Origin of the sequence: Streptomyces sp. NPDC057963 (genome assembly GCF_042887155.1) — a bacterium.
Taxonomy (GTDB): Bacteria; Actinomycetota; Actinomycetes; order Streptomycetales; family Streptomycetaceae; genus Streptomyces.
Map to the genome: position 1 here is coordinate 1 of NZ_JBHVPX010000011.1, position 22,154 is coordinate 22,154.

Annotated in this window: 13 protein-coding genes; 6 read left to right on the plus strand and 7 right to left on the minus strand. The window is 72.6% G+C overall.

All coding sequences use genetic code 11. The features are described 5' to 3' along the window. On the minus strand, nucleotides 1-515 hold a 515-nt coding region (locus ACFVT1_RS24675), incomplete at its 3' end, for an ABC transporter ATP-binding protein (RefSeq protein WP_389799136.1). Then, nucleotides 508-1,449, minus strand: a complete 942-nt coding sequence (locus ACFVT1_RS24680) for an ABC transporter permease (protein ID WP_389799138.1) — start codon at nucleotides 1,447-1,449, stop codon at nucleotides 508-510. The genes ACFVT1_RS24680 and ACFVT1_RS24675, both read right to left, overlap by 8 nt. A gap of 128 nt (nucleotides 1,450-1,577) precedes the next feature. Here ACFVT1_RS24680 and ACFVT1_RS24685 point away from each other — a divergent pair, with 128 nt between their 5' ends. Continuing rightward, complete coding sequence (locus ACFVT1_RS24685; RefSeq protein WP_389799140.1) at nucleotides 1,578-2,183, plus strand: TetR/AcrR family transcriptional regulator; 606 nt, start codon at nucleotides 1,578-1,580, stop codon at nucleotides 2,181-2,183. 24 nt (nucleotides 2,184-2,207) lie between these two features. On the opposite strand, the gene ACFVT1_RS24690 is transcribed toward ACFVT1_RS24685, so the two are convergent. Beyond that, nucleotides 2,208-5,810: a CDP-glycerol glycerophosphotransferase family protein gene (locus tag ACFVT1_RS24690; protein ID WP_389799143.1), complete on the minus strand. Its 3,603-nt coding sequence runs from the start codon at nucleotides 5,808-5,810 to the stop codon at nucleotides 2,208-2,210. A 101-nt stretch (nucleotides 5,811-5,911) separates the two neighbouring features. Between ACFVT1_RS24690 and ACFVT1_RS24695 the strand changes: the two genes are divergently transcribed. The 5 genes from ACFVT1_RS24695 to ACFVT1_RS24715 all read left to right on the plus strand — a co-directional run bounded on the left by ACFVT1_RS24695 (nucleotide 5,912) and on the right by ACFVT1_RS24715 (nucleotide 15,074). Then, the gene (locus tag ACFVT1_RS24695) at nucleotides 5,912-7,951 is read left to right on the plus strand and encodes a CDP-glycerol glycerophosphotransferase family protein (protein WP_389799146.1); all 2,040 of its coding nucleotides are present in this window, start codon (nucleotides 5,912-5,914) and stop codon (nucleotides 7,949-7,951) included. A gap of 150 nt (nucleotides 7,952-8,101) precedes the next feature. Continuing rightward, nucleotides 8,102-11,668 (plus strand): CDP-glycerol glycerophosphotransferase family protein, encoded by a 3,567-nt coding sequence (locus tag ACFVT1_RS24700; RefSeq protein ID WP_389799689.1) that lies wholly within the window; start codon nucleotides 8,102-8,104, stop codon nucleotides 11,666-11,668. 359 nt (nucleotides 11,669-12,027) lie between these two features. Then, nucleotides 12,028-13,074: a hypothetical protein gene (locus ACFVT1_RS24705; protein ID WP_389799148.1), complete on the plus strand. Its 1,047-nt coding sequence runs from the start codon at nucleotides 12,028-12,030 to the stop codon at nucleotides 13,072-13,074. Between the two features lie 40 nt (nucleotides 13,075-13,114). After that, entirely contained in the window at nucleotides 13,115-14,629 is a 1,515-nt protein-coding gene (locus tag ACFVT1_RS24710; RefSeq protein ID WP_389799150.1) for a methyltransferase domain-containing protein, read from the plus strand. 70 nt (nucleotides 14,630-14,699) lie between these two features. Next, nucleotides 14,700-15,074, plus strand: a complete 375-nt coding sequence (locus ACFVT1_RS24715) for a hypothetical protein (RefSeq protein WP_389799152.1) — start codon at nucleotides 14,700-14,702, stop codon at nucleotides 15,072-15,074. A 27-nt stretch (nucleotides 15,075-15,101) separates the two neighbouring features. Here the strand turns inward: ACFVT1_RS24715 and ACFVT1_RS24720 are convergent, their stop codons facing one another. The 4 genes from ACFVT1_RS24720 to ACFVT1_RS24735 form a co-directional block, all read right to left on the minus strand. Further along, complete coding sequence (locus ACFVT1_RS24720; protein ID WP_389799153.1) at nucleotides 15,102-17,276, minus strand: CDP-glycerol glycerophosphotransferase family protein; 2,175 nt, start codon at nucleotides 17,274-17,276, stop codon at nucleotides 15,102-15,104. A gap of 55 nt (nucleotides 17,277-17,331) precedes the next feature. After that, the gene (locus tag ACFVT1_RS24725; RefSeq protein WP_389799155.1) at nucleotides 17,332-19,632 is read right to left on the minus strand and encodes a CDP-glycerol glycerophosphotransferase family protein; all 2,301 of its coding nucleotides are present in this window, start codon (nucleotides 19,630-19,632) and stop codon (nucleotides 17,332-17,334) included. Between the two features lie 174 nt (nucleotides 19,633-19,806). Beyond that, complete coding sequence (locus ACFVT1_RS24730) at nucleotides 19,807-20,736, minus strand: carbohydrate ABC transporter permease (RefSeq protein ID WP_389799158.1); 930 nt, start codon at nucleotides 20,734-20,736, stop codon at nucleotides 19,807-19,809. Next, nucleotides 20,733-22,151, minus strand: a complete 1,419-nt coding sequence (locus tag ACFVT1_RS24735; protein ID WP_389799161.1) for a carbohydrate ABC transporter permease — start codon at nucleotides 22,149-22,151, stop codon at nucleotides 20,733-20,735. Before ACFVT1_RS24735 ends, ACFVT1_RS24730 begins: the two co-directional genes overlap by 4 nt. Nucleotides 22,152-22,154: the final 3 nt, after the last annotated feature.

The window sequence follows — 22,154 nt, forward strand, 5'->3', positions numbered from 1 at the left end:
CCGGAGGAGTACGTCCGCATCGGCAGGGTGATGAAGTCGCCCTTCTCGTTGATGCCGGAGAAGTCCACGATCCCCTGGTAGCGCTCGCGGATCTCGGCCCGTGTCATTCCCATCGCGAGGCCGCCGAGCACGATGTTGCGCTCGCCGGTCAGATCGCTCATCAGCGCCGCGTTCACCCCGAGCAGCGAGGGCTGGCCCTGGGTGTGCACCCGGCCCTTCGTCGCGGGCAGCAGCCCGGCGACGGCCTTCAGCAGCGTCGACTTCCCCGAGCCGTTGGAACCGATCAGGCCGATGGCCTCGCCCTTGTACGCGGCGAAGCTCACCCCCTTCACGGCGTGCACCTCGCGCACCCCGGGGGTCTGCCGGCGCGAGACGATCCGGCTGAGCGCCGAGGTGGCGCTGCCCTTTCCGGTACGGGCGCCGTTGACCTTGTACGTGATGTGCACGTCGTCCACGACGACGGTCGGTACCCGCTCGTCGTTGCCGGCCGGGTTGCCGGCCAGGTTGTCAGCCACGTCCGTACCGCTCCTCCGCCTGCCAGAAGTACACGAAGCCGCCCACTCCGCACACGAGTGCCCAGCCCGCGGCGATCGCCCACGCATGCGGCGGCAGATGGGACGCGCCGAAGCTGTCGATGAGCGCGAACCGCATCAGGTCGATGAAGACGGCGGCCGGATTGCACTCCAGCATCACCATCACGTAGTGCGGGACCCGGTCCCCCTTGAGCATCGTGTCGACGCTCCACATGACGCCGGAGGCGTACATCCAGGTGCGCAGGATGAACGGCATCAGCTGGGCGATGTCCGGCGTCCGGGCGGCGAGCCGCGCCACCACCATGGAGAGACCGGTGTTGAACACGGCCTGGAGGAGCAGTGCCGGAACCGCCAGCAGCCAGGACGGCTTGGGGAACTGCCCGAACCCCACCAGGATCAGCACCAGGGCGGCCAGCGAGAACAGCAGCTGCTGGAGCTGCTGGAGGGCCAGCGCGACGGGCAGCGAGGCACGCGGGAAGTGCAGGGCCCGGACCAGGCCCAGGTTGCCGCTGATCGCACGGGTCCCCGCGGTGATCGAGCTGGCGGTGAAGGTCCAGATGAAGACGCCCGTGACGAGGAACGGAACGAAGTCCTCGACGTTGCGCTTGGTGTTCATCAGGACGCCGAAGATGAAGTAATAGACCGTCGCGTTCAGCAGCGGCGTCATGATCTGCCAGATCTGGCCGAGCTTCGCCTGGCTGTACTGCGCGGTCAGCTTGGCGGTGGCGAACGCCGTGATGAAGTGCCGCCGCCCCCACAGCTGCCGGATGTACGCGCCGAGCGTGGGCCGGGCCCCGCTCATGGTCAGTCCGTGCCGGGCGGCGAGCGCGGCGAGCTCACCCGGCGCGTACACCGGGAAGGGTGTCGCGGCAGGGGTGTCGGCCGGGGCCGCTGGGGTTGTTGTCTGGCTCACCACGATCGCTTTCGACGGGAGGGCGGGATCACGACGGCCGACGGGACGGGACCGTATCGTCGCAACGCTGAGAGTAGGGCGCATCCGCGTCGCAACGCAACCGTTTCGTCGCTACGGACTATGATTCGGCCATGACCACCGACCCGGGAACCCGCCGCCGCGTCCCCGCCGGAGCCGCCGTGCTGCGCGAGGACGTCACCGACGCGATTCGCAGCGCCGTCTTCGAGGAACTGGCCGCGGTGGGCTTCGCCCGGATGTCGATCGAGGGCATCGCCCGGCGGGCGGGCGTGGGCAAGACCGCGGTCTACCGCCGCTGGAAGTCCAAGCTGGCCCTGGTCCTCGACCTGGTCTCCGCCGTCGCCGTCCAGGGCATGCCGGCTCCGGCCACCGGTTCGCTGTACGGGGACGTGCGCGCCGTACTGGAACTCGCCTCCTACGCCCTGCGCCACCCCGTCGCCTCGCAGGTCATCCCGGACCTGCTGGTCGAGGCGGCCCGCAGTCCGGAGATCTCCGACACGATCAAGGCCGCCCTGCTGGACCCGCAGCAGGGCATCGCCGCCGTCGTCGTACGGGACGCCGTGGCACGCGGCGAACTGCCCGAGGGCAGCGACCCGGACCGTGCGCTGGACCTGATCGTCGGGCCGCTCTACTGGCGGCTCGCCGTCGTCCGCGCCCCGCTGCCCAAGGGCTACCTCGACGACCTGGCCGCGGCCGCCGTCGCCGCGCTCAGGAGCTGAGCGCCCTCGCGGGCCGGGGAGGTCTCACCCCTCGGCCAGCAGCCGGTCCGCGACCCGCGCCGCCGCGCCGCCGTCGTCCAGGTCGCAGAAGTCCCGGCGGAAACTCTCGTACGCCTGCGCGTGCCGGGCCGCCGACGCGGTCAGGGCGCCGGCGTCGCGCAGGACCCCGGCGACCTCGTCCGTGCCGGTGAGCAGCGGCCCCGGCGCCCGGGTCTCGAAGTCCAGGCAGAATCCGCGCGCCGTGTCGCGGTAGTGCTCCAGGTCGTAGGTGTGGAAGAGCATCGGGCGGCCCGTGTGCGCGTAGTCGAACACCAGCCCCGCGTAGTCCGTGACCAGCACGTCGGCGATGAGCAGCAGCTGAGCGGTGTCCGGGTGCGAGGACACGTCGCGTACGCCGTGCCCCTCGGGCACGCTCCCGGTCACCCGGGGATGACGCCGCACCAGCAGGGTGTGGCCGTCGCCGAGGGACCGCGCCAGGGCGGCCGGGTCGAGCGCCGGATCCCAGCGGTAGCGGGGCCGCTCGCCGCCCGTACCGGGCGGGTGGGCCAGCTGGTCGCGGTAGGTCGGCGCGTACAGCACGACCCGGCGGCCGTCCGGAATGCCGAGCCGGTGCCGGACCCGCTCGGCGGTCTTGGCCCGGTCGGCCGAGAAGAGCAGGTCGTTGGCCGGGGAACCGGCCTCCAGGACCTCGCCCCGGTAGGCGAGCGCACGGCGCAGCAGCGGGGTGGAGTGGCGGCTCGGGGAGACCAGCACGGACCACTGCGCCGCCCGGTGCGGCAGCGAGGCGAGCTCGTGGTGGTCGGCGTACAGGGTGCCGCCCAGGTCCGCGCCGAAGCGGCCGAGCGGGGTGCCGTGCCAGGTCTGCACGACGATCTGGCCGGGCCGCCGCTCGAACCACTCGGGCAGCTGCTCGGCGGTGACGATCCGGCGGGACCGCGCCAGCGCCTCGTGCCAGGCGGCACTGTGCTCGACGACCGGGGCGGCGGTGGTCGGGACGTGGCCGTGGAGCCCGTCGGTGACCCAGAGGTGCTCCGACTCCACTCCCCGGCGCAGGAGTTCGGCGTGGACGGCGCGCGGTGAGTCGCCGCCCGTGTAGAGGACGGCGTCCCGCAGCGGCAGCGCGCGCCGGGCCGGATAGTACGTGCCGCGCAGTTCGGCCCGGTGGTACGCGCCCTGCTCGGAGACCGCGAGGACCGGCCCGGCCTGCACGGTCAGCCGGTCGCCGAACCGGCGGTCCAGGGCGAACTCCCGGCCGGGGGCGGGGGCGTGGGCCGCGGTGGGCGCGCCGGTGCGGCGGAGCGGCAGCCGGGTGCCGAGGGCGGCCAGCACCCGGACCGGCCGGCCGCCCAGCCAGGCGTCCCAGCGGCCCTCGTGCAGCCCCGCGGCCACGGAGGGTGCGAGGAACGCGGTGAAGCGGTGCCCCGCGTACGCCGGCTCGGCTCCCTCGCCCGCCTCCGTCTGCGGCCCCTCGGGCGCTCTCTCGCGCCCCCCTTCGGGCTTTCCCGCGCACGCCTCCTCGTACGCCGTCGCGCGCGGCTCCTCGTGGTGCGTGACGGGGACCGTCACCGTCTCCCGCAGCGTCTCGTGCCGCAGGACGAGGTGGGCCGGCCCCCCGTCCTGCCGTACGCCCGCCCCGGCGCCGGTCACCCCCTCCATCCGCAGGGCCCCGTCCGAGGTCCACACGGCCCCGTCCACGAACGGCTGCCCGCTCAGGTCCAGCACCAGCTCGCCCGCCGCATCGGCCACGACCGGCGGCGCCAGCTCCGGGGCCGCCGCCAGCGGCACCCGCGCCCCGTCCGCCAGCACCAGCCGCGCCCGCCACCGCCCGTCGGGCTCCGGCTCGACCTCGCGCGGCGCCCGGTGCGGCGCCCGGGGCGCGGCCGCCATCCCGGCGAGGTCGGCGAGCGGAATCCGTACCGTGAAACGACCGTCCGCCCGGCACTCGACCGGGTGGCCGAACTCCTGGTCCGCCACCCCGTCGCAGGTCAGCACCAGGGCCTTCGGCCGGTCGCCCCCGTACAGCCGGCCGGTCAGCTCCAGCTCCGCGCCGATGCGCCGGTCCTCGCAGCGGGCCGGCAGCTGCGCCAGGGTCAGCCGGAGCCGCCCGCCCAGGTAGTCGAGCACCGCGCGCCGCCCGTCACCCAGGTCGCGTACGTGGGGCTGGACCGCCCCCGACTCCACGGCGCGCACGGCCACCCGGCGGACCGTGCCGTGGGCGGCCACCATCATGCCCACCAGCCAGCCACCGGGCCGCAGCCGGCGCGGGTCGAGGGTCAGCTCGAAGCCCGAGTGGTCGTAACGGTGCGACTGCTGACCGGAGTTGATGGTCGCCTCGGGCGCGGGAACGTTCCGTACCGGCACCGTCCGCAACTGCTGGCCGCGGATCGCGCGCACCATGCCCACCTTCAGCGAGTGGCGCGGCGAGGTGGTCGGCAGATTGCGGATGTACGCGTATCCGCGCAGCCGCAGCTTGCCGTCGTCGCCCCACTGCGCCTCCAGCAGCCGTGCCACCGCCGGGAGATCGGTACGGGCGAGGCGGGTGGTGTCCGGGATGCCGGGAAAGTCGGCCTGCCGCCGCCCCGGCACACCGCCGACCAGGAACGTTCCGGCGCCGTTGGCCCGTTCGAAGGCGAGCACGGCCAGCAGCTCCGTGAGCCGGCGCTCCTTCACCAGCCGCCACTTGATCCGCAGCTCCGCCGGCAGCTCATGGGCCACGGCCCGGCTCGATCTGGCCGCGCCGTCCATCCGCTCCATCCGGTCCAGGAACGCCCCCGCGCCCGCCATGAACGCCGCCCGGTACTCGGGCCCGCCCATCGTGAGCCCCTCCAGGAAGTACACGAAGTCGTCCCGCAGGCACGAGAGGTCGTAGCGGCGCCGCGCCCCGCTGTTCGCCCCCCCGCCCCGGCCCGCCAGGAACGCGCTGACCTGCTCGCACGCCGAGATGCGGTCCTGTACGCCCCGCACATCCGTACGGCGCCGGGTGATCGACCCCTCGCGCACCCGCCAGTAGTAGACGTGCTCGTGCAGCACATCGACCGCGCCGGCGAGGAAGTGCGCCGGGATCATCACCGGGGTGTCCTCGTAGAGCCTGCCCTCCGGGAAGGCGAAGGCGTGCCGGTCCCAGAAGGAGCGCCGGAACACCTTGTTCCAGGCGACCCGGTCGGCGAGCAGCCGCGGATCGCGGCTGATGTGGGTGCGCGTCCGGGTGGCGGTCAGCCAGCGGTACTGCCAGGCCTGCTGCCGCCCCTGCTCGTTCAGCCGCCACACATTGCCGGTCGCGAGGTCGGAGCCGGTCGACTCCAGCGAGGCCAGCATCCGCGCGAAGGCGTCGTGGACGACGATGTCGTCGCTGTCGACGAACGCCAGGTACGGCACGCCCGCCCTGGTGTGCCGCACGCCGGTGTTGCGGGCCGCGCTCAGCCCCGCGTTGGGCTGGCGGACATAGCGGAAGCGGCGGTCGCGGGCGGCGAACGTCTGGGCGACGGCCGTGCTGCCGTCCGTCGAACCGTCGTCGACGAGGACCACCTCGATGTCGGTGGCCGACTGTTCGGCCACCGAGCGCAGGCAGTCCTCCAGATACTCCTCGACGTTGTAGACCGGGACGACGACACTGAGGCGCGGCTTCATGCCCGCTCAACCGGGGCGGACGCCCCGGGTCACCGACACTGCCCCGAACGGGTGAACACGCGATTCGGTGCGCGGTGGATGCGCGATTACGCTCGGCTGCCATGCTCCTCAGTGTTGTCGTGCCCGTCCACCGCGTTCAGGGATATCTCAGGGCGACCCTGGAGTCCGTGCTCGGCCGGGCCCCCGGCGGACTGGAACTGCTCGTCGTCGACGACGGGTCGCGGGACGGCAGCGCCCGGATCGCCGCCGAGTTCGCGGCGCGCGACCCGAGGGTCAGGGTGCTCACCCTCCCCGAGCACCGCGGCGCGGGTCCGGCCCGCAACGCCGGGGCGGACGGGGCGCGCGGCCGCTACCTGCTCTTCCTCGACGGCGACGACCTGCTGCGCCCCGGCGCGCTCGAAGCGATCGGCGACCGGCTGGCGGGGAGCGAACCGGACGTACTCCTCCTCGGCCACGACCACATCGACTGGTGGGGCGACGTCCCGCCGCCGGCACCCGCGCCCCCGGCACCCGCATCCGGCGCCGACGGCCTCCGTGCCGGCGCCTTCTCCGTCGGCACCCCGCGCCTCTTCCGCCGCGCCTTCTGGACCGCACACGGCCTCCGCTTCACCGACGGCCCCTACGAGGACGTCCTCCCCGTCCTGCGCGCCACCCTCCTCGCCTCCGACGCCGGCACCCTCGACGCCCTCGACCGGATCTGCGTCCGCCACCGCATCCGCCGCTCCGGCACCTTCGCCACCACCCCAGGGCGCCACCACTTCGCGATCCTCGAAGCGTACGAACGGCTGCTCGCCGCGACCGGCCACGACCCGCGGATCCGGGCGGCCCGCACCCGCCACCTGCGCGCCGTCCTCGCCGACCCCGGCCGGATCGCCCCCGGGGACCGCGCCGCCTTCCACCGCGCCGCGGCCCTCCCCGGCAGCCATCCCGTCCACCGCGCCCGGGAGGCCGCCCGCACCGGCCGCGTCCGGGCCCGGACCGCCCTGCGCCGCGGCAAGAAGACGGTCCGGGCCCGCGTGATGCGCGCCGCCTACCGCGCCGACCTGCACCGCCCCCTGGACCCCGACCTCGCGGTGTACGGCGCCTACTGGAACCGGGGCGTCGCCTGCAACCCGGCGGCGATCCACGCCAAGGCCCTCGAACTCGCCCCGCACATCCGGGGCGTCTGGGCCGTCTCGTCCCGTCACCGCGACCGCGTGCCGCCCGGCATCCCGTACGTCATCGAGGGCTCCCGCGCCTACTGGCGGGCGATGGCCACCGCCACGTACCTGATCAACAACTCCAGCTTCCCCGGCGGCTTCACCAAACGTCCGGGCCAGCGCTATCTCCAGACCCACCACGGCACCCCGCTGAAGACCATGGGCCTGGACCAGCGCGCCTACCCGGCCCTCACCAACGGCATCAGCTTCGAGCGGATCGTCGCCCACGCCGACCAGTGGGACTTCTCCCTCTCCGCCAACCCGCACACCACCGAGATCTGGGACCGGGTCTACCCGTCCCGGTACGAGCATCTGAACCTCGGCTACCCGCGCAACGACATCTTCTTCACCGCCACCCCCGAGCAGGTCGCGGCGATCCGGCAGCGCCTCTCCCTCGCCCCCGGCCGGACCGTGCTGCTGTACGCGCCCACCCACCGCGACTACCGCAAGGGCTTCGTCCCCCACCTCGACCTGGACCGGCTGACCCGTGAACTCGGGCCGCAGTACGTCGTACTGGTCCGCGCGCACTACTTCTACGGCCGCTCGGCGGGGCTGGACAGCCCCCGGGTGGTGGACGTGACGGCACATCCGTCCGTCGAGGAACTCTGCCTGGTCTCCGACGCGTTGATCACCGACTACTCGTCGCTGATGTTCGACTACGCCTGCCTGGACCGCCCGATCATCAGCCACACCCCGGACTGGGCCGCCTACCGGGCCTCGCGCGGCACCTACTTCGACCTGCTCTCGGGGCGCCCCGGCGACACCCCGGGCGCGGTCGCCACCACCGAGGACGAGCTGCTGGAACTGTTCAGGACGGGCGAGTGGCGCTCGGCGCGGACGGCGGAGCTGCGGGCGGCGTTCCGCGAACGCTTCTGCCCGTACGACGACGGGCGCGCGGCCGAACGCGTGGTGCGGCGGCTCTTCCTGAGCGACGGAACGTAACGGCCTCCCCCGCGGCCTCCCGGGGGAGACCGTAAGCCCGGCGCAGCCGATGTCACCCGTTCGGGAGAGACCGCGACCGGTGACCCCCGGCCCGTCACGGGGTTGAGCCGTACGGACAACCAGGCCCCCCGATGAACGGACGTGCTCAACATGCCGCCACGGCTCAGTGTCGTCGTACCCGTCCACAACGTCGAGCTCTATCTGACGGACTGCCTGAAGTCCCTCGCGGAGCAGACCATGGCCGACCTGGAGGTGGTGATGGTCGACGACGGGTCCACCGACAGCAGTGCCGACCTGGCCGCCGGGTTCGCCGCGCAGGACGGCCGGTTCCGGCTGGTGAGCCAGGAGAACGGCGGCCTCGGGCACGCCCGCAACACCGGGGTCCGCCACTGCGACCCGGGCGCCCGCCATCTCGCCTTCGTCGACAGCGACGACGTGCTGCCGCCCCGCGCGTACGAACTCCTCGTCGGCGCCCTGGACGAGACCGGTTCGGACCTCGCGTCCGGCAACGTGCTGCGGCTGCGGGCCTCCGGCAAGCTGGAGCAGTCGCCCAACTTCCGCAAACCGATGGCGACGACCCGGCTGCGCACCCACATCTCCCGCGACTGGGACCTCGCGGCCGACCGGATCGCCTGCAACAAGGTCTTCCGCCGGTCCTTCTGGGACGAGCACGCCTTCGCCTTCCCGGTCGGCGCCCTCTACGAGGACATCCCGGTGGTCCTGCCCGCCCACTTCCTGGCCCGCTCCGTCGACGTGCTGAAGGACGCCGTCTACCACTGGCGCGACCGCGCGGGCTCGATCACCACCCGCCGTGCCGTCGTCCGCGGTGTCCAGGACCGGGCCTCGCACGTGCTGGGCGTCTCCACCTTCCTCGACGAGCACCGCGGCGCCGCCGACAAGCGGCGCTACGAGGCCCACGTCCTCGCCCATGACCTCTGGTACTTCATGGAGGCGCTGCCCGACGGCGACGAGGAGTACCGGCGTGCCTTCCTCACGTACGCCAACGAGTTCACCGACCAGGTCGACCCCGCCGTCCTCGACGCGCTCCCGCTGCGGCTGCGGCTGATGTGGCACCTCGTGCGCGAGCGGCGGACCGGCGAACTGCTGGCGCTGCTCGCCGCCGACAAGGCCGAGCCCGGAGCGTTCGCGGTACGGGGCGTGCGCCGCCGCAGCGCCTCCTTCCCGGCCCTCACCCGGCCGGTGCCGCGCCCGGTGCTGCGGGTCACCGACCGGGACCTGCCGCTCACCGCCCGCCTGCGGGACGCCCACTGGCAGGGCGGCAGGCTGCACCTCAAGGGGTACGCCTACATCCGGAACCTGCCCGCCACCTCGCGCGGCAGCGAGTTCCGGGCCGGCTGGCTGCGGGCGGGGCGACGGCACGTGGTGCCGCTCCGGCTGCGTACGGTCGCCGAGCCCGAGGCCACCGTCCGGTCCCGGCAGAGTCTGCACGACTACGACCGCTCCGGCTTCGAGACCGTCATCGACCCGGCCAGGCTCCGCATCGGCGCCGACGGCGGCGTCGAGCGGCTCACCTGGCGCCTGGAGATCGGCATCGCCGGACACGGCATGCTGCGCCGCTCCGGCCTCTCGACGAACGAGGCGGCCGCACCGCCGCCCGCGCACCGCCCCGACGGCGACCACCGGATCGTGCCCGCCTTCGAGAACGGCAGGCTGGTGCTGCACGCCGAGCGGATCGACGCCCGCTTCGAGACGCACCGCGCGGGCGACACGGGCGACGGCGCCGCCACCGTGGTGATCGACGGCATGATCCGCGACCGCCTCGGCACGGGGCCGCTGCGCCTCGCCCTCACCCACCGGGCCTCCGGCACCTCCTTCGACTGCCCGGTGGCCGTGCACGAGGGGGCCGTGCCCTCGGCGGCGGGATGGCGCCGCTTCACCACCGACGTCCCGCTCGCCGCCTTCGCCGACGCCCGCGAGGGCGCGGGGGAGGGAGCGGATGCCGCGCAGGTCCCGTACAGCCTGCACCTCGTGGGCCCGGACGGGCGCAGGACGCCGATCGACGTCCCGGGGCCCGTACCGCCGGGCCGCTACCCGCTGGGCGGGGGCGGCGGCCGGCGGCGCGAGCTCGGTCTCACCGCGAGCTCGCGAGGCAACCTGCTGATCAGCGACCGCACCGTGCAGCCCGCCGTCGACCTGGCGACCTGGACGGAGGACGGACAACTCCTCCTGGAGGGCACCTTCCCCGACGACCCGCAGCGGCCCGTCGAACTGGTGGCCCGGCACAGCGGACACGGCGAGGAGGCCGTCTTCCCCCTGACCCTCTCCGGGGCCGTCGGCGCACGCCGGTTCAGAGTCGCGCTCCGGCCGGACGCCGTCGCGGGACCGGGCGGGAAGGTGCCGCTGGGCGAGGGCCACTGGTACCTCTTCCTCCACGAGAAGGGCGCCCGGGACGACGCGTACGACGCCCCGCTGCGCATCCCGGCCGCCGCCCACCGCGCCCTGCCGGCCGCCCGCACCCTCAGCGGCCGGACGTACCTCGTCGAACGGCGCTACCACGACCAGCTGCTGATCGACAGCGCGTCGGTGCTCACCCCCGCCGAACGCGGCGCGCGCGGCAAGCGGCTGCTGCGCGAGGCGTACCGGGGCCGACGCACCGCACCCCTGCGCGACACCGTGCTGTACAGCAGCTTCGACGGCCGCCAGTACTCCGACTCGCCCCGCGCCATCCATGAGGAAATGACCCGCAGGGGCGTCGAGTCGGAGCACCTGTGGGTGGTGAGCGACCAGCAGGCCCGCGTCCCGGCCGGGGCCACGGCCGTCGAGCACGGCTCCACCGCCTGGCACGAGGCGCTGGCCACCAGCCGCCACCTCGTCACCAACACCCAGCTGCCGGAGTGGTTCGAGCGGCGCGAGGGCCAGTGCGTCGTCCAGACCTGGCACGGCACCCCCCTCAAGCGCATCGGCCTCGACCTCGCGGGCACCGCCCACGCCAACGCCGCCTACCTCGCCTCCATCGAGCAGCGCGCCCGGCAGTGGAGCATCCTGGTCTCCCCGAACCGCTTCTCCACCCCCGTCCTGCGCCGCTCGTTCGGCTACCGGGGCGAGGTCCTGGAGTGCGGCTGTCCCCGCAACGACCTGTTCCACGCCTCCGACCGGGCCAAGGTCGCCGCGTCGGTCCGGGAGCGGCTCGGCATCCCCGAGGCCAAGCGGGTCGTGCTGTACGCGCCGACCTGGCGCGAGGACCGGCCGCAGGGCGGTGGCCGCTACGCCCTCGACCTGCGGCTCGACCTGGCCGCCGCCGAACGCGAACTGGGCGCGGACACCGTCCTGCTGGTGCGCCGCCACTACCTGGTGACCGACCGCCTGCCGGACAGCGGCAGCGGCTTCGTCCGTGATGTCTCGCGCTACGGGGACGTCGGCGAGCTGATGCTGGTCAGCGACGCACTGGTCACCGACTACTCCTCGCTGATGTTCGACTTCGCCCAGACCGGACGCCCGATGCTCTTCCACACCTACGACCTGGCGCACTACCGCGACACCCTGCGCGGGTTCTGCTTCGACTTCGAGGCCCGCGCCCCCGGCCCGCTGATCCCCGGCTCCGACGGACTGATCGAGGCGCTGCGCGACCCGGAGCGCGCCACCGCAGGACACGCGCAGGCGTACGAGGCGTTTCGCCGGGACTTCTGCGACCTGGACGACGGACACGCGGCGGCGGGGGTGGTCGACCGGATGCTCCAGGACCGCGCCCGGCCCTGACCGGCCGGGCGGCGGCCCGGGGGCGTCACGCGCCGCCTGAACCGTTCGAGTGATTCGAGAATTCGGACGTCTGCGCACATGGACGGGGCATCGAAGTCGCGGTCCCCATAAGTATGGCCGACGGTGCGTTGCTCAGCGTCCTCCGGTTGCTACGTTCTGTTTTCATGGGTATCCGAATGCGATGCGAAAACTGGGACGTACGACGGGCAAGAACGGTGGTGCTCATCGCCGCGGCCGTCGGACTCCTGATCCGAATGTTGATCGCGGCGAATATGCCGGGCCCGGCCGACGTGCGGATCTTTCATGGATTCGCGCAGGCCGTCGTGCGCTACGGCCCCATTCGGATTTACGAACAGCCGTTGCCGGGACTGCCCGTCTACAATCATCCGCCGCTGGCCGGCTGGATGCTCCTCGGACTGGACAGGCTCTCCGAGCTCGGAATCCCGTTCGGAACGCTGATCAGATCACCTGCCTCGATCGCCGACTTCTGCTGTGCGCTCATCGTGTTCGAGATCGTGCGGCGGCGAGGCTCCCTCGGCGCGGCGGTCGCCTGCGGGGCGGGCGTGGCCCTCAGCCCCGTGCTGATCGCCACGTCCGGCTACCACGGCAACACCGACGCGGTCGCGATCACGTTCGCCCTGGCCGCCGCCCATCTGCTCGTGGACCGGAAGGCACCGCTGGCCGCCGGGGTGGCCGCGGCGCTCTCCATCAGCGTCAAGTTCGTCCCGGTGGTGGTGATCCCGGCGCTCTTCGTCGTCGCGCTGCGGGCCGGCCGGCCCGCACTCGTCCGGTTCACCGCCGGGTTCACCGCCCTGATCGCCCTCGTCTGGGGGCCGGTCCTGGTGACCGTGCCGCAGAACCTCAAGGAGAACGTCCTGGAGTACGCGGGCGGCAGCTACCGCCTGTGGGGTCTCGTCCGGTTCGCCGACGCGCTCGGCCTGCCGCAGTCCTTCATCACCTTCGTCCAGGGCCAGGGCCACTTCCTCTTCGTGCTGGTCTGCGTGGCGGCCGGGGTCTGGCTCGCCTGGCTGCGGCCCGCGCAGCTGCCCGGCGTCGTCGGCGTCACGATGGGCCTCCTGCTGCTGCTCTCCACCGCGTCCGCCCTGCAGTACCTGACCTGGGCGGCCGCCGGGCTGTTCGTCATCGGGTTCTGGGAAGGCGCCGCGTACGGCTGCCTGCTCGGCCTGACGGCGGTCCTCGGCTACCAGGGGCGCTCGGCCGTGCGCTGGAGCGAAACGGTGCTGCACTTCGGCGAGGCCGGCTGGTTCGTCCTTGCCGCGGGCCTCCTCAGCGGAATCCGCAAGATCCTCGCCGCGCCGGCGGCCGTGCCCCCGCAATCCTGCGCCGAGCGGCCCCTGGTCAAGGCGCCCCGCACCGCGCAGCCCACCGGCTCCGCCGTCAACTGACCGCTCCCCGCCAAGCCCTGAGCACACTGGAGAACGTCCCGTGAAGGAAAGCCCGAGCCCCAGGATCGGCATCCTGGTGGTCGCGTACAACGCCGAGACGACGCTGGAGAGGACCCTCGACCGCATTCCGGAAGACTTCCGGTCCAAGGTCGCCGAGGTCCTCATCCTCGACGACGCGAGCCACGACGCGACCTTCACCGCGGGCTGCCGCTGGTCGCAGACGGAGGGAATGCCGCGGACCGTGGTGATACGGCACACCAAGAACCTCGGCTACGGCGGAAACCAGAAGGCCGGATACGCGCTGGCCGCCGAACACGGACTCGACATCGTCGTCCTGCTGCACGGCGACGGGCAGTACGCCCCCGAATTCCTTCCCGAGATGGTGGCGCCGATCGAACGCGGCGAATGCGAGGCCGTGTTCGGCTCACGGATGATGAAATCCGGATCCGCGCTGAAGGGCGGCATGCCGCTGTACAAATGGCTCGGCAACCGCATTCTCACCCGTGTGGAGAACACCCTCCTCGGCTCGCGGCTCACCGAATTCCACTCCGGTTACCGCGCCTACAGCGTCGCGGCACTCAAGAAACTGCCCATCCACCGGAACACCGATGCGTTCGACTTCGACACCCAGATCATCGTCCAGCTGCTCAACGAAGGGATGCGGATCAAGGAGATCCCCGTTCCCACCTATTACGGCGACGAGATCTGCTACGTCAACGGCATGAAGTACGCGAAGGACGTCGTCAAGGACGTCCTCGAATACCGGCTCGCCGTCAAGGGTTTCGGCACCTGCGCCTGGATCCCCAAACCCGTCGAGTACGCGTTCAAGGAGGGCGACGGCTCCTCGCACGCCGTCATCCTGGAGAAGATGCGCGCCCTCCCGCCCGGCCGGGTCCTCGATCTCGGCTGCTCCGGCGGCCTGTTCGCCGAGCGCCTCGAAGCCCTCGGCCACGAGGTGACGGGCGTGGACTACGTCGAGGTCCCCGGCGTACGCGAGAAGTGCACCCGCTTCCACCTCGCCGACCTGGAGGAGGGGCTGCCCGTGGAGATCGGCGCCGACTACGACTACGTGGTCGCCGGCGATGTCATCGAGCACCTCTCGCGCCCCGAGCGGGTGCTCGCCGAGGTCGCCACCGTGCTGCGCCCCGGCGGCCATGTGCTGCTCTCCGTACCGAACTTCAGCCACTGGTACTCCAGGCTGCGGGTCGCGCTCGGGGTCTTCGACTACGACCGGCGCGGCATCCTCGACGAAACGCATCTGCGCTTCTTCACCCGGGCTAGCCTGCGCCGTACGGTCAGGAGCGCGGGCTACGACGTCCTCCACATCGCCTCCACCGGGGCCCCGTTCTGGGCGCTGCTCGGCGGCGGACCGCTCCCCGCGGTCCTCGGCGGGATGTCGAAGCTGCTCACCCGGATCCGGCCGACGCTGTTCGGCTATCAGCACGTCGCCCTGCTCACCCCGCACGCGGCCGAGACGATCATCGCTGGAGAGCACGTCGATGTACAGGACATCCTCAACCGACAGCACGCCCCTGCCGACCGGGTCGGCGTCTGAGGAGGCCGTCCCCCGTCCCATCCCCGCCCCGGCGTCCGGAACCCCGGGCGCCGCAGTCAGGAGCAAGGTCTTGACCCTCCCCAGTCTGATGCTGCTGCTGTTCGCCGTGTTCTCGTCGGCGGGCGGCCAGATCATGCTCAAGCACGGGATGAAGGGCGCCGCGACCGCCGCCGCGCAGGGCGGGGGGTCCGTCGCCCTGCGTGCCGCGGCCAGCCCGTGGGTCGTCCTCGGCCTGCTGGTCTTCGCGGTGTCCGCCCTCGCCTGGATGACCACCCTGGCCAAGGTGCCGCTGTCCATCGCCTACCCGTTCAACGCCCTCGGGTATCTGCTGATCGTGCTGGCCGGTGCGACCGTGCTGCACGAGCGGACCTCGATGTGGACCTGGGGCGGCTCGCTGCTCGTGGTCGTCGGCCTCGCCACGGTGATGGCCGGCCAGCAGCGCTGAGCGTCCGCCGCCGGACGGGCCCCGTCCTCAGACCCGTCCGCCGGCCGGCGCCACCTGACCCAGCAGCACCCTGCGCACCACCCGTTCCGCGGCCCGCCCGTCGCCGTACGGACAGAACCGGGCCCGGAACGCGGCCCGGAGCGCCTCGTTCGCCGGGCTTCGCCAGCTGCCGTCGAGGAAGATCCGGGCCAGCTCCTCGGTGTCGGTGGAGACCGCACCGGGGGTGTCACCGGGCTTGCCGGACAGCAGATCGAAGCAGACCCCCCGCACCGTGCGGTACGTCTCCCAGTCGGGGGCGTGCACCACGATCGGGCGGTCCAGATGGGCGTAGTCGAACATCACCGACGAGTAGTCCGTCACCAGCGCGTCCGCGGCCAGGCAGAGCTCCTCGATCCGCGGATGGCCGCAGACGTCGAGGAGCGAAGGGTGCTCCGGCAGCCCGGCACCCTCGTAGAAGTAGTGGGCACGGACCATCACCACGGTGTCCGGGCCGAGCGCCTCGCAGAGCCGGACGGGATCGAGCCGGCTGGCGAAGCCCGCCTCGTAGTCGCGGTGCGTCGGCGCGTACAGGATGGCGCGCCGGCCGGGCCGGATGCCGAGGCTCTCGCGGATCCGGGCGATCTGCCCGTCCGTCGCCGTCGCGAAGACGTCATTGCGCGGGTAGCCCGATTCCAGGGACCGCGCGGCGCCCGGATAGGCGCGGGCCCACACCTCGGTGGAGTGCGGATTGGCGGAGACGCTCCAGTCCCACCGGTCGACGCGCTGGAGCAGCCGGTCGAAGTTCAGCCCCTGGGCCGCGGCCGGGTAGTCCTGCTGGTCGAGCCCCATGATCTTCAGCGGGGTGCCGTGATGGGTCATCACATGCACCTGGCCGGGGCGTTTGACCAGATGGTCGGGGAAGTTGACGTTGTTGAAGAAGTACGTCGCACGGGCCAGCAGCCGCCAGTAGCGGCGGGTTCCCGGCACCACGTGGTCGATGTCCCCGTCCACCGCGTCCACCTGGTTCTTCGACACCACCCACACCCCGCGCACCTGCGGGGCCAGCTCCCGGGCCTTGCGGAAGACGGCCTCCGGATTGCAGCTCACCCCGCGGTTCCAGTACGCGGCGTAGACGGCGAGCCCCGGGTCCAGCGGAAGCCTGCGCTGCCACCAGTAGTAGCGCGCGGCCAGGGTGCGCCCGGCCCGCGCCCGGACCGCGCCGGGCGCCGCCCGCAGGCTCCGGCGCAGGGCCAGGACTGTGTCGAGGGCGCCGAGGGCGATGTACCGGCCGCCGCCCATCAGCCGCGGCCGCAGCCCCTTGGCGCCGCCCGGGAAGCGCTGCCCCCCGGGCCGGTGCGCGCGGTGGAACGCCGCCACGGACCGGACGTAGCGTCTGCGCCGCCGTCTCACCGCCGGGTACCCGGCGAGGAGTTCCCAGGCCGCCCGTTCGAAGAGCGGGGTGCGTACGGGGTCCAGGCGCGGCCGCTCCCGTACGAACTCCAGCAGACCGGCGTACGCGTCGACGAGCTCGTGCGGGGTCGAGCCGTCCGCCGGCTCCGCCGCGTCGGCCGCGGCGGGCGGATGGCGCCGGCTGCGGTGTTCGACGCAGGCGGTGGGGAGTACGGCGACGGACTCGGCCGCGGCCAGGGTCTGGAGCGCGTACATCCGCTCCCCGTGCTGCCCCGGCCCGAAGGCCAGCTTCTCGCCCTCGTGGAGGGTGCGGCGCACGGCGCGGTTCCAGGAGACCGGTGCGATGTCCAGGAGCCCCGGGTGGCCGGCGAGGGTGAGCCGGCCGCCGGGCAGCTCACCGAGCAGTTCCAGCGAGCGGGTCGGCCGGGGGCGGCCCCGGAACGGGCGCCGGTGATGGCCGAACAGCAGCAGTTCGGGGTCGCCGGTGGCGTCCAGCCGGTCGGCCACGGCCCGCAGGGCGCCCGGCAGGTGGACGAAGGTGCCCTCCAGGAAGAGGAGGTAGTCGCCGACGGCCCGCTCCGCCCCGGCGTTGCGCCGGCCGTCGGCGCCCGCCCCCGGCGGCAGATGAATGGCCTGCACCCGGCTGTCCCGTGCGGCGAACTCGTCGAGGAGCAGCCCCGAACCGTCCGGCGAGCCGTCGTCGACCCCGATCACCTCGACGTCCGTGAACGACTGCGTGAGCACCGACTCCAGGCACTCGCGCAGCTGCCCTCGGGCGCGGCGGACGGGGACGACGACACTCAGCCGGGGCATACGGGCTCTTTCTCGGACTCGGGATTCTCGGGTGCGCGGGGAGAGGAGGCCGCGGTCAGGGGCGGTTGGCGGGCCGGGCGGCGGCGAGGCCGAGGCCGGCGGGCGCCTGCGGTTCCGCGGGGGCCGCGGCGGGGGCCGGGATCTGCGCCGGACGGCCCGCCGCCGGTGCCGGCCGCCGCTCGGCGGGCGGGATCACGCGCGGCTGTGCGGCCGTGTCGCCCAGGAAGACCCGGCGCACCACCCGCTCCGCCGCGTGCCCGTCGTCGTACGGGCAGAAGCGCTCCCGGAACGCCTCCCGCAGCCGGGCGGAGCGGGCGCCGCGCCAGTGGCCGGTCGCGAAGACGTCGACGAGCTCGTCCTCGCTGTGCGCGATCGCGCCGGGCGGGCAGGAGTGCAGGTCGAAGTAGGTGCCGCGGGCCGCTTCGTACGCCTCGCGGTCGCCGCAGTGGATGACGACGGGCCGGTCCAGATTGGCGTAGTCGAACATCAGCGACGAGTAGTCCGTGATCAGCGCGTCCGAGGCGAGCGCGAGCGCCTCGACGCAGGGGTGGCCGCTGACGTCGATGATCCGCGGGTGCGGTTCGCCGGCCGGCACGGCCCCGTACGAATAGTGCGCGCGGGTCAGGACCACGGCGCCGGGTCCGAGGACCCGCAGGACGCGTGCCAGGTCGGGCCCGGGGCGCTGGTCGCGCCGGTAGTCGCGGTGCGTGGGCGCGTACAGCAGGGCCAGGGCGCCCTCGGGGATGCCGAGCGACGCGCGCAGCCGCGCCACGTCCTCGGCGGTGGCCCGCTGGTAGATGTCGTTGCGGGGGTACCCGTACTCCAGCATCGCGCAGTGCGCGGAGGCGGACGGATAGGCCCTCTCCCAGACGAGGGTGGAGTGCCGGTTCGCGGAGAGGGAGAAGTCCCATTTGTCGACGTTGGCCAGCAGCTGCCCGAAGTCCGTCCCGCGGGCCGCGGCCGGCCGGTCCTGAAGGTCGAGGCCCATGGTCTTGAGCGGGGTGCCGTGGTGGGTCTGGAGCAGCACCTGGCCGCGCCGCTTGACCAGCCGCCGGTCGAAGTTGACGTTGTTCACCAGATACCCGGAGCGGGCCAGCGCCCGCCAGTAGCCGTACGTCCCGGGGGTGATCCGGCGCGTCGCGGCGGGCACGGTGTGCGCGTCCTCGGGGCGGCAGATCCAGGCCGTCCGCAGACCGGGGACCAGCTCACGGGCCTTGGCCTCGATCGCCGCCGGATTGCAGGCGTAGCCGCGGTGCCAGTACGCGGCGAACACCGCCCGGTCCGCCTGGACGGGCAGCCGCAACTGGACGCGGTAGTACGCCTGGAGGGCGGCGGCCCGCAGCACCCGGCGGACGGCCGCGCCGGCCCTCCGCAGCCGGCTGTGCAGCGACTGCGCGGCCCACAGCGCACGGTAGGTGCGGTGCGCGCCCAGCCGGATCAGGCCGTGGCGCAGCCGGGCGCGGCGCGGGGCGGGGGCGCCGGGGGCGCGGTAGCGGCCGCAGTGGGCGCGGGCCCGGCGGAAGAACTCGGCCCGGCTGTCGCGCGGCAGCCGGCCCCGGGCGGTGAACAGCGTGCAGAAGTGGTCGAGCATCCTGCGGTAGATCACCGGTCGCCAGGGCGCGAGTCCGGGGCGGGCGTCGATGAACGCGAAGACCCGGTCGTACTGTTCGAAGATGTCGAAGTGCTTGCGGCTGGTGGTGGCCAGGATGTTGCCCTGGCGCCGCTGCCGGTAGCCGACGCACACCCGGTCGAGGACCGCGATCGAGCGGGCGGCCATCAGCACCGGGTACGTCCACGGGGTGTCCTCGTAGTAGCCGGGCGGGAAGGCGAACCCCTCGGCCTCGACGAACGCGCGGCGGTACGCCTTGTTCCAGACGACCATCAGCACCTTCAGCAGCCCGGGGCGGCCGGTCAGCGTGAAGGTGGCGGGGCCGGTCTCGGCGAGGTGCTCGGCGAAGGTGTTGCGTACGCTCTCGCCGGTCCAGAACGTGCGGGCGTAGTCGTAGACCAGGACGTCCGGCTCCCCGGTCGCCCGGATCCGGTCGGCGACGGCCCGCAGGGCGCCGGGGGCGAGGGTGTCGTCGCTGTCCAGGAAGATCAGGTAGTCGCCGGTGGCCTGCGCGATCCCGGCGTTGCGGGCCCGGCCCAGGCCCACGTTCTCCGGCAGGTGCAGGGCCCGTACCCGCTGGTCGCGGGCGGCGAACTCGTCGATGACGGCGCCGCAGGCGTCGGGGGAGCAGTCGTCGACCGCGATGAGCTCGAAGTCCTCGAAGGACTGGGCCAGCACCGAGTCCAGGCTCTCGTGCAGATACGCCTGAACCCGGTACGCGGGCACGATGACACTGAACCGGGGCACAACACATCCATGGGTCGTTCGCAGCGCGGGCGGGCGGTCCGCAAACGTCCGTGGGAGTGACAGGGTTACGTCAAAATGTGGCAAATCCGCAAAACAGCAGGTGGGGCGGCCCTGTTGTGAGCAACAGGACCGCCCCGTGTTGACGTACGGCTGTGCGTACCGGCTCCGCTCGGCCTACTTCACCGCGCCCGCCATCACGCCGGAGACGAACTGGCGCTGGAAGGCGAAGAACACCGCCAGCGGAATCACCATCGACACGAAGGCGCCGGGCGCCAGCACGTCGATGTTGTTGCCGAACTGCCGTACCTGCTGCTGCAGGGCCACCGTGATCGGCGGGGAATCGGAGTCCGCGAAGATCAGCGCGACCAGCATGTCGTTCCACACCCAGAGGAACTGGAAGATCCCGAGCGAGGCGATCGCCGGTCCGCCCAGCGGCATCACGACCCGGGTGAAGAGCCGGATCTCGCCCGCGCCGTCGAGCCGGGCCGCCTCCAGCAGCTCCCTCGGGATCTCCGCGAAGAAGTTCCGCAGCAGGAAGATCGCGAAGGGCAGTCCGAAGGCCGTGTGGAAGATGACCACACCGAAGGTCGTCTCGAAGATCCCGACCGCGCCGAAGAGCTTGGAGACCGGGACCAGCGCGACCTGCACCGGCACCACCAGCAGCCCCACGACCACCAGGAACCACCAGTCGCGACCGGGGAACTCCATCCAGGCGAAGGCGTATCCGGCCAGGGAACCGATCACGACGACCAGAACGGTCGCCGGGACGGTGATCATGACCGTGCTGAGGAGGGAGTGCGTGATGGTCGGATTGTCCAGCAGCCGGGAGTAGTTGTCGAAGGTGAGCTGGGACGGGGCCGTGAAGACCTTCCACCAGCCGGTCGAGGCGATGTCGTCCGCGCCGCGCAGCGAGGAGAGCAGCAGCCCGATGGTCGGCATCAGCCAGAACAGGCCCACCAGGACGAGGAAGACCCGCATCGCGCCGCCGCCGGTACGGGCGGCGATCCGCGCGCCGAGGGACCGCTCGGCCTTCACCGGTCCGGCTCCGGCTGTCGTGGTCGCGGCGGCCGGGCCCGGTGCCGCGGCCGTGTTCGGCGTCGTCATCGGCGCCCCTCCTTCCGGATCCGGCGGATGTTGATGTACATCACCGGAAGTACGAGCAGCAGCAGGAGTACGGCGATGGCGCTGCCGATCCCCAGGTCCGCGTCCGTGCCGAACGAGGAGCGGTAGAGCTGGAGCGCGAGCACATTCGCGTCGTCCTGCGAGGAGCCGGGCGCGATGATGAAGACCAGGTCGAAGATCTTCAGCACGTTGATCATCAGCGTGACCAGCACGACCGCGAGGACGGGCGCCAGCATCGGCACCGTGATCCGGCGGAACACCTGCCACTCGTTCGCGCCGTCCACCCGGGCCGCTTCGAGGAGTTCACGCGGCAGGCCCGCCAGGCCCGCCGCGATCAGCACCATGGCGAATCCGGCCCACATCCACACGTAGGAACCGATGATCCCCGGGGTGACGAGGGTCGGGCCGAGCCATTGGACGCCGTTGTACGGTTCCTTGAAGTTCGAGGCGGGGAGCCGGAGTTCGGCACCGTCGGCCGCGGCGGGCAGGGTGAACGTACCGTCCGCGCCCGCTGTCGCCGAGGCCACCACCTCGCCCTTCTTGACGGCCTCGACCTTGATGCCCTTGAGCCCCAGCTCCTTGACGTCGATGACGTTCGGCCGGCCGCCGCCGCCCCTGGTGAAGTCCAGCCAGGCGGTCCCGGTGACCTCCCCGGAACCGGCCTTCGCCGCCTTCGCGGGCTCGGCGTCCTTCGGCATCTTCGCCGGTGCCACACCGACCAGCGGCAGCAGTACCGGCTGTCCGGCCCGCACCGGCGCCTTGGTGACGAACGAGCCGCCGCCGCCCGCCCTGAGCGGGTGGACGGGCAGCGGATGCGCCTTCGGGTAGCCCGCCGACTCGGTGAACGTGTCGTGCACACCCACCCATACGGCGTTGGCGATCCCGCGCTCCGGGGCCGCGTCGTACACCAGCCGGAAGATGATGCCGGCCGCGAGCATGGAGATCGCCATCGGCATGAAGACGACCAGCTTGAACGCCGTACCCCAGCGGATCCGTTCCGTCAGCACCGCGAAGATCAGCCCGAGAGCCGTGGAGACCGTCGGTGCGAGGACGACCCAGATCGCGTTGTTCTTGACCGCCGTACGGATGGTGTCGTCCGTGAACAGCGCCTTGTAGTTGTCGAGTCCGGCGAAGCCCGTCCCGGCCTGGTCGAGGAACGACCGGTAGACGGAGTACACGATCGGGTAGACCACGAGCGCGCCCAGCAGTACCAGCGCGGGCGCCAGGAACAGCGCCGCGATGAACCGCCGGGTGCCGGTCACGCTTCGGCGACTGCGCCCGGGGCCGCCGGCCGGACCGTCGGACGGCGTCCTGGGCCCGGGTACCGGCGGCCGGCCGGACGGATGCTTGTCGGCGGGGGGCACCGCGTCGGCGCCCCCCGCTGCGGCTGTCGTCATCGC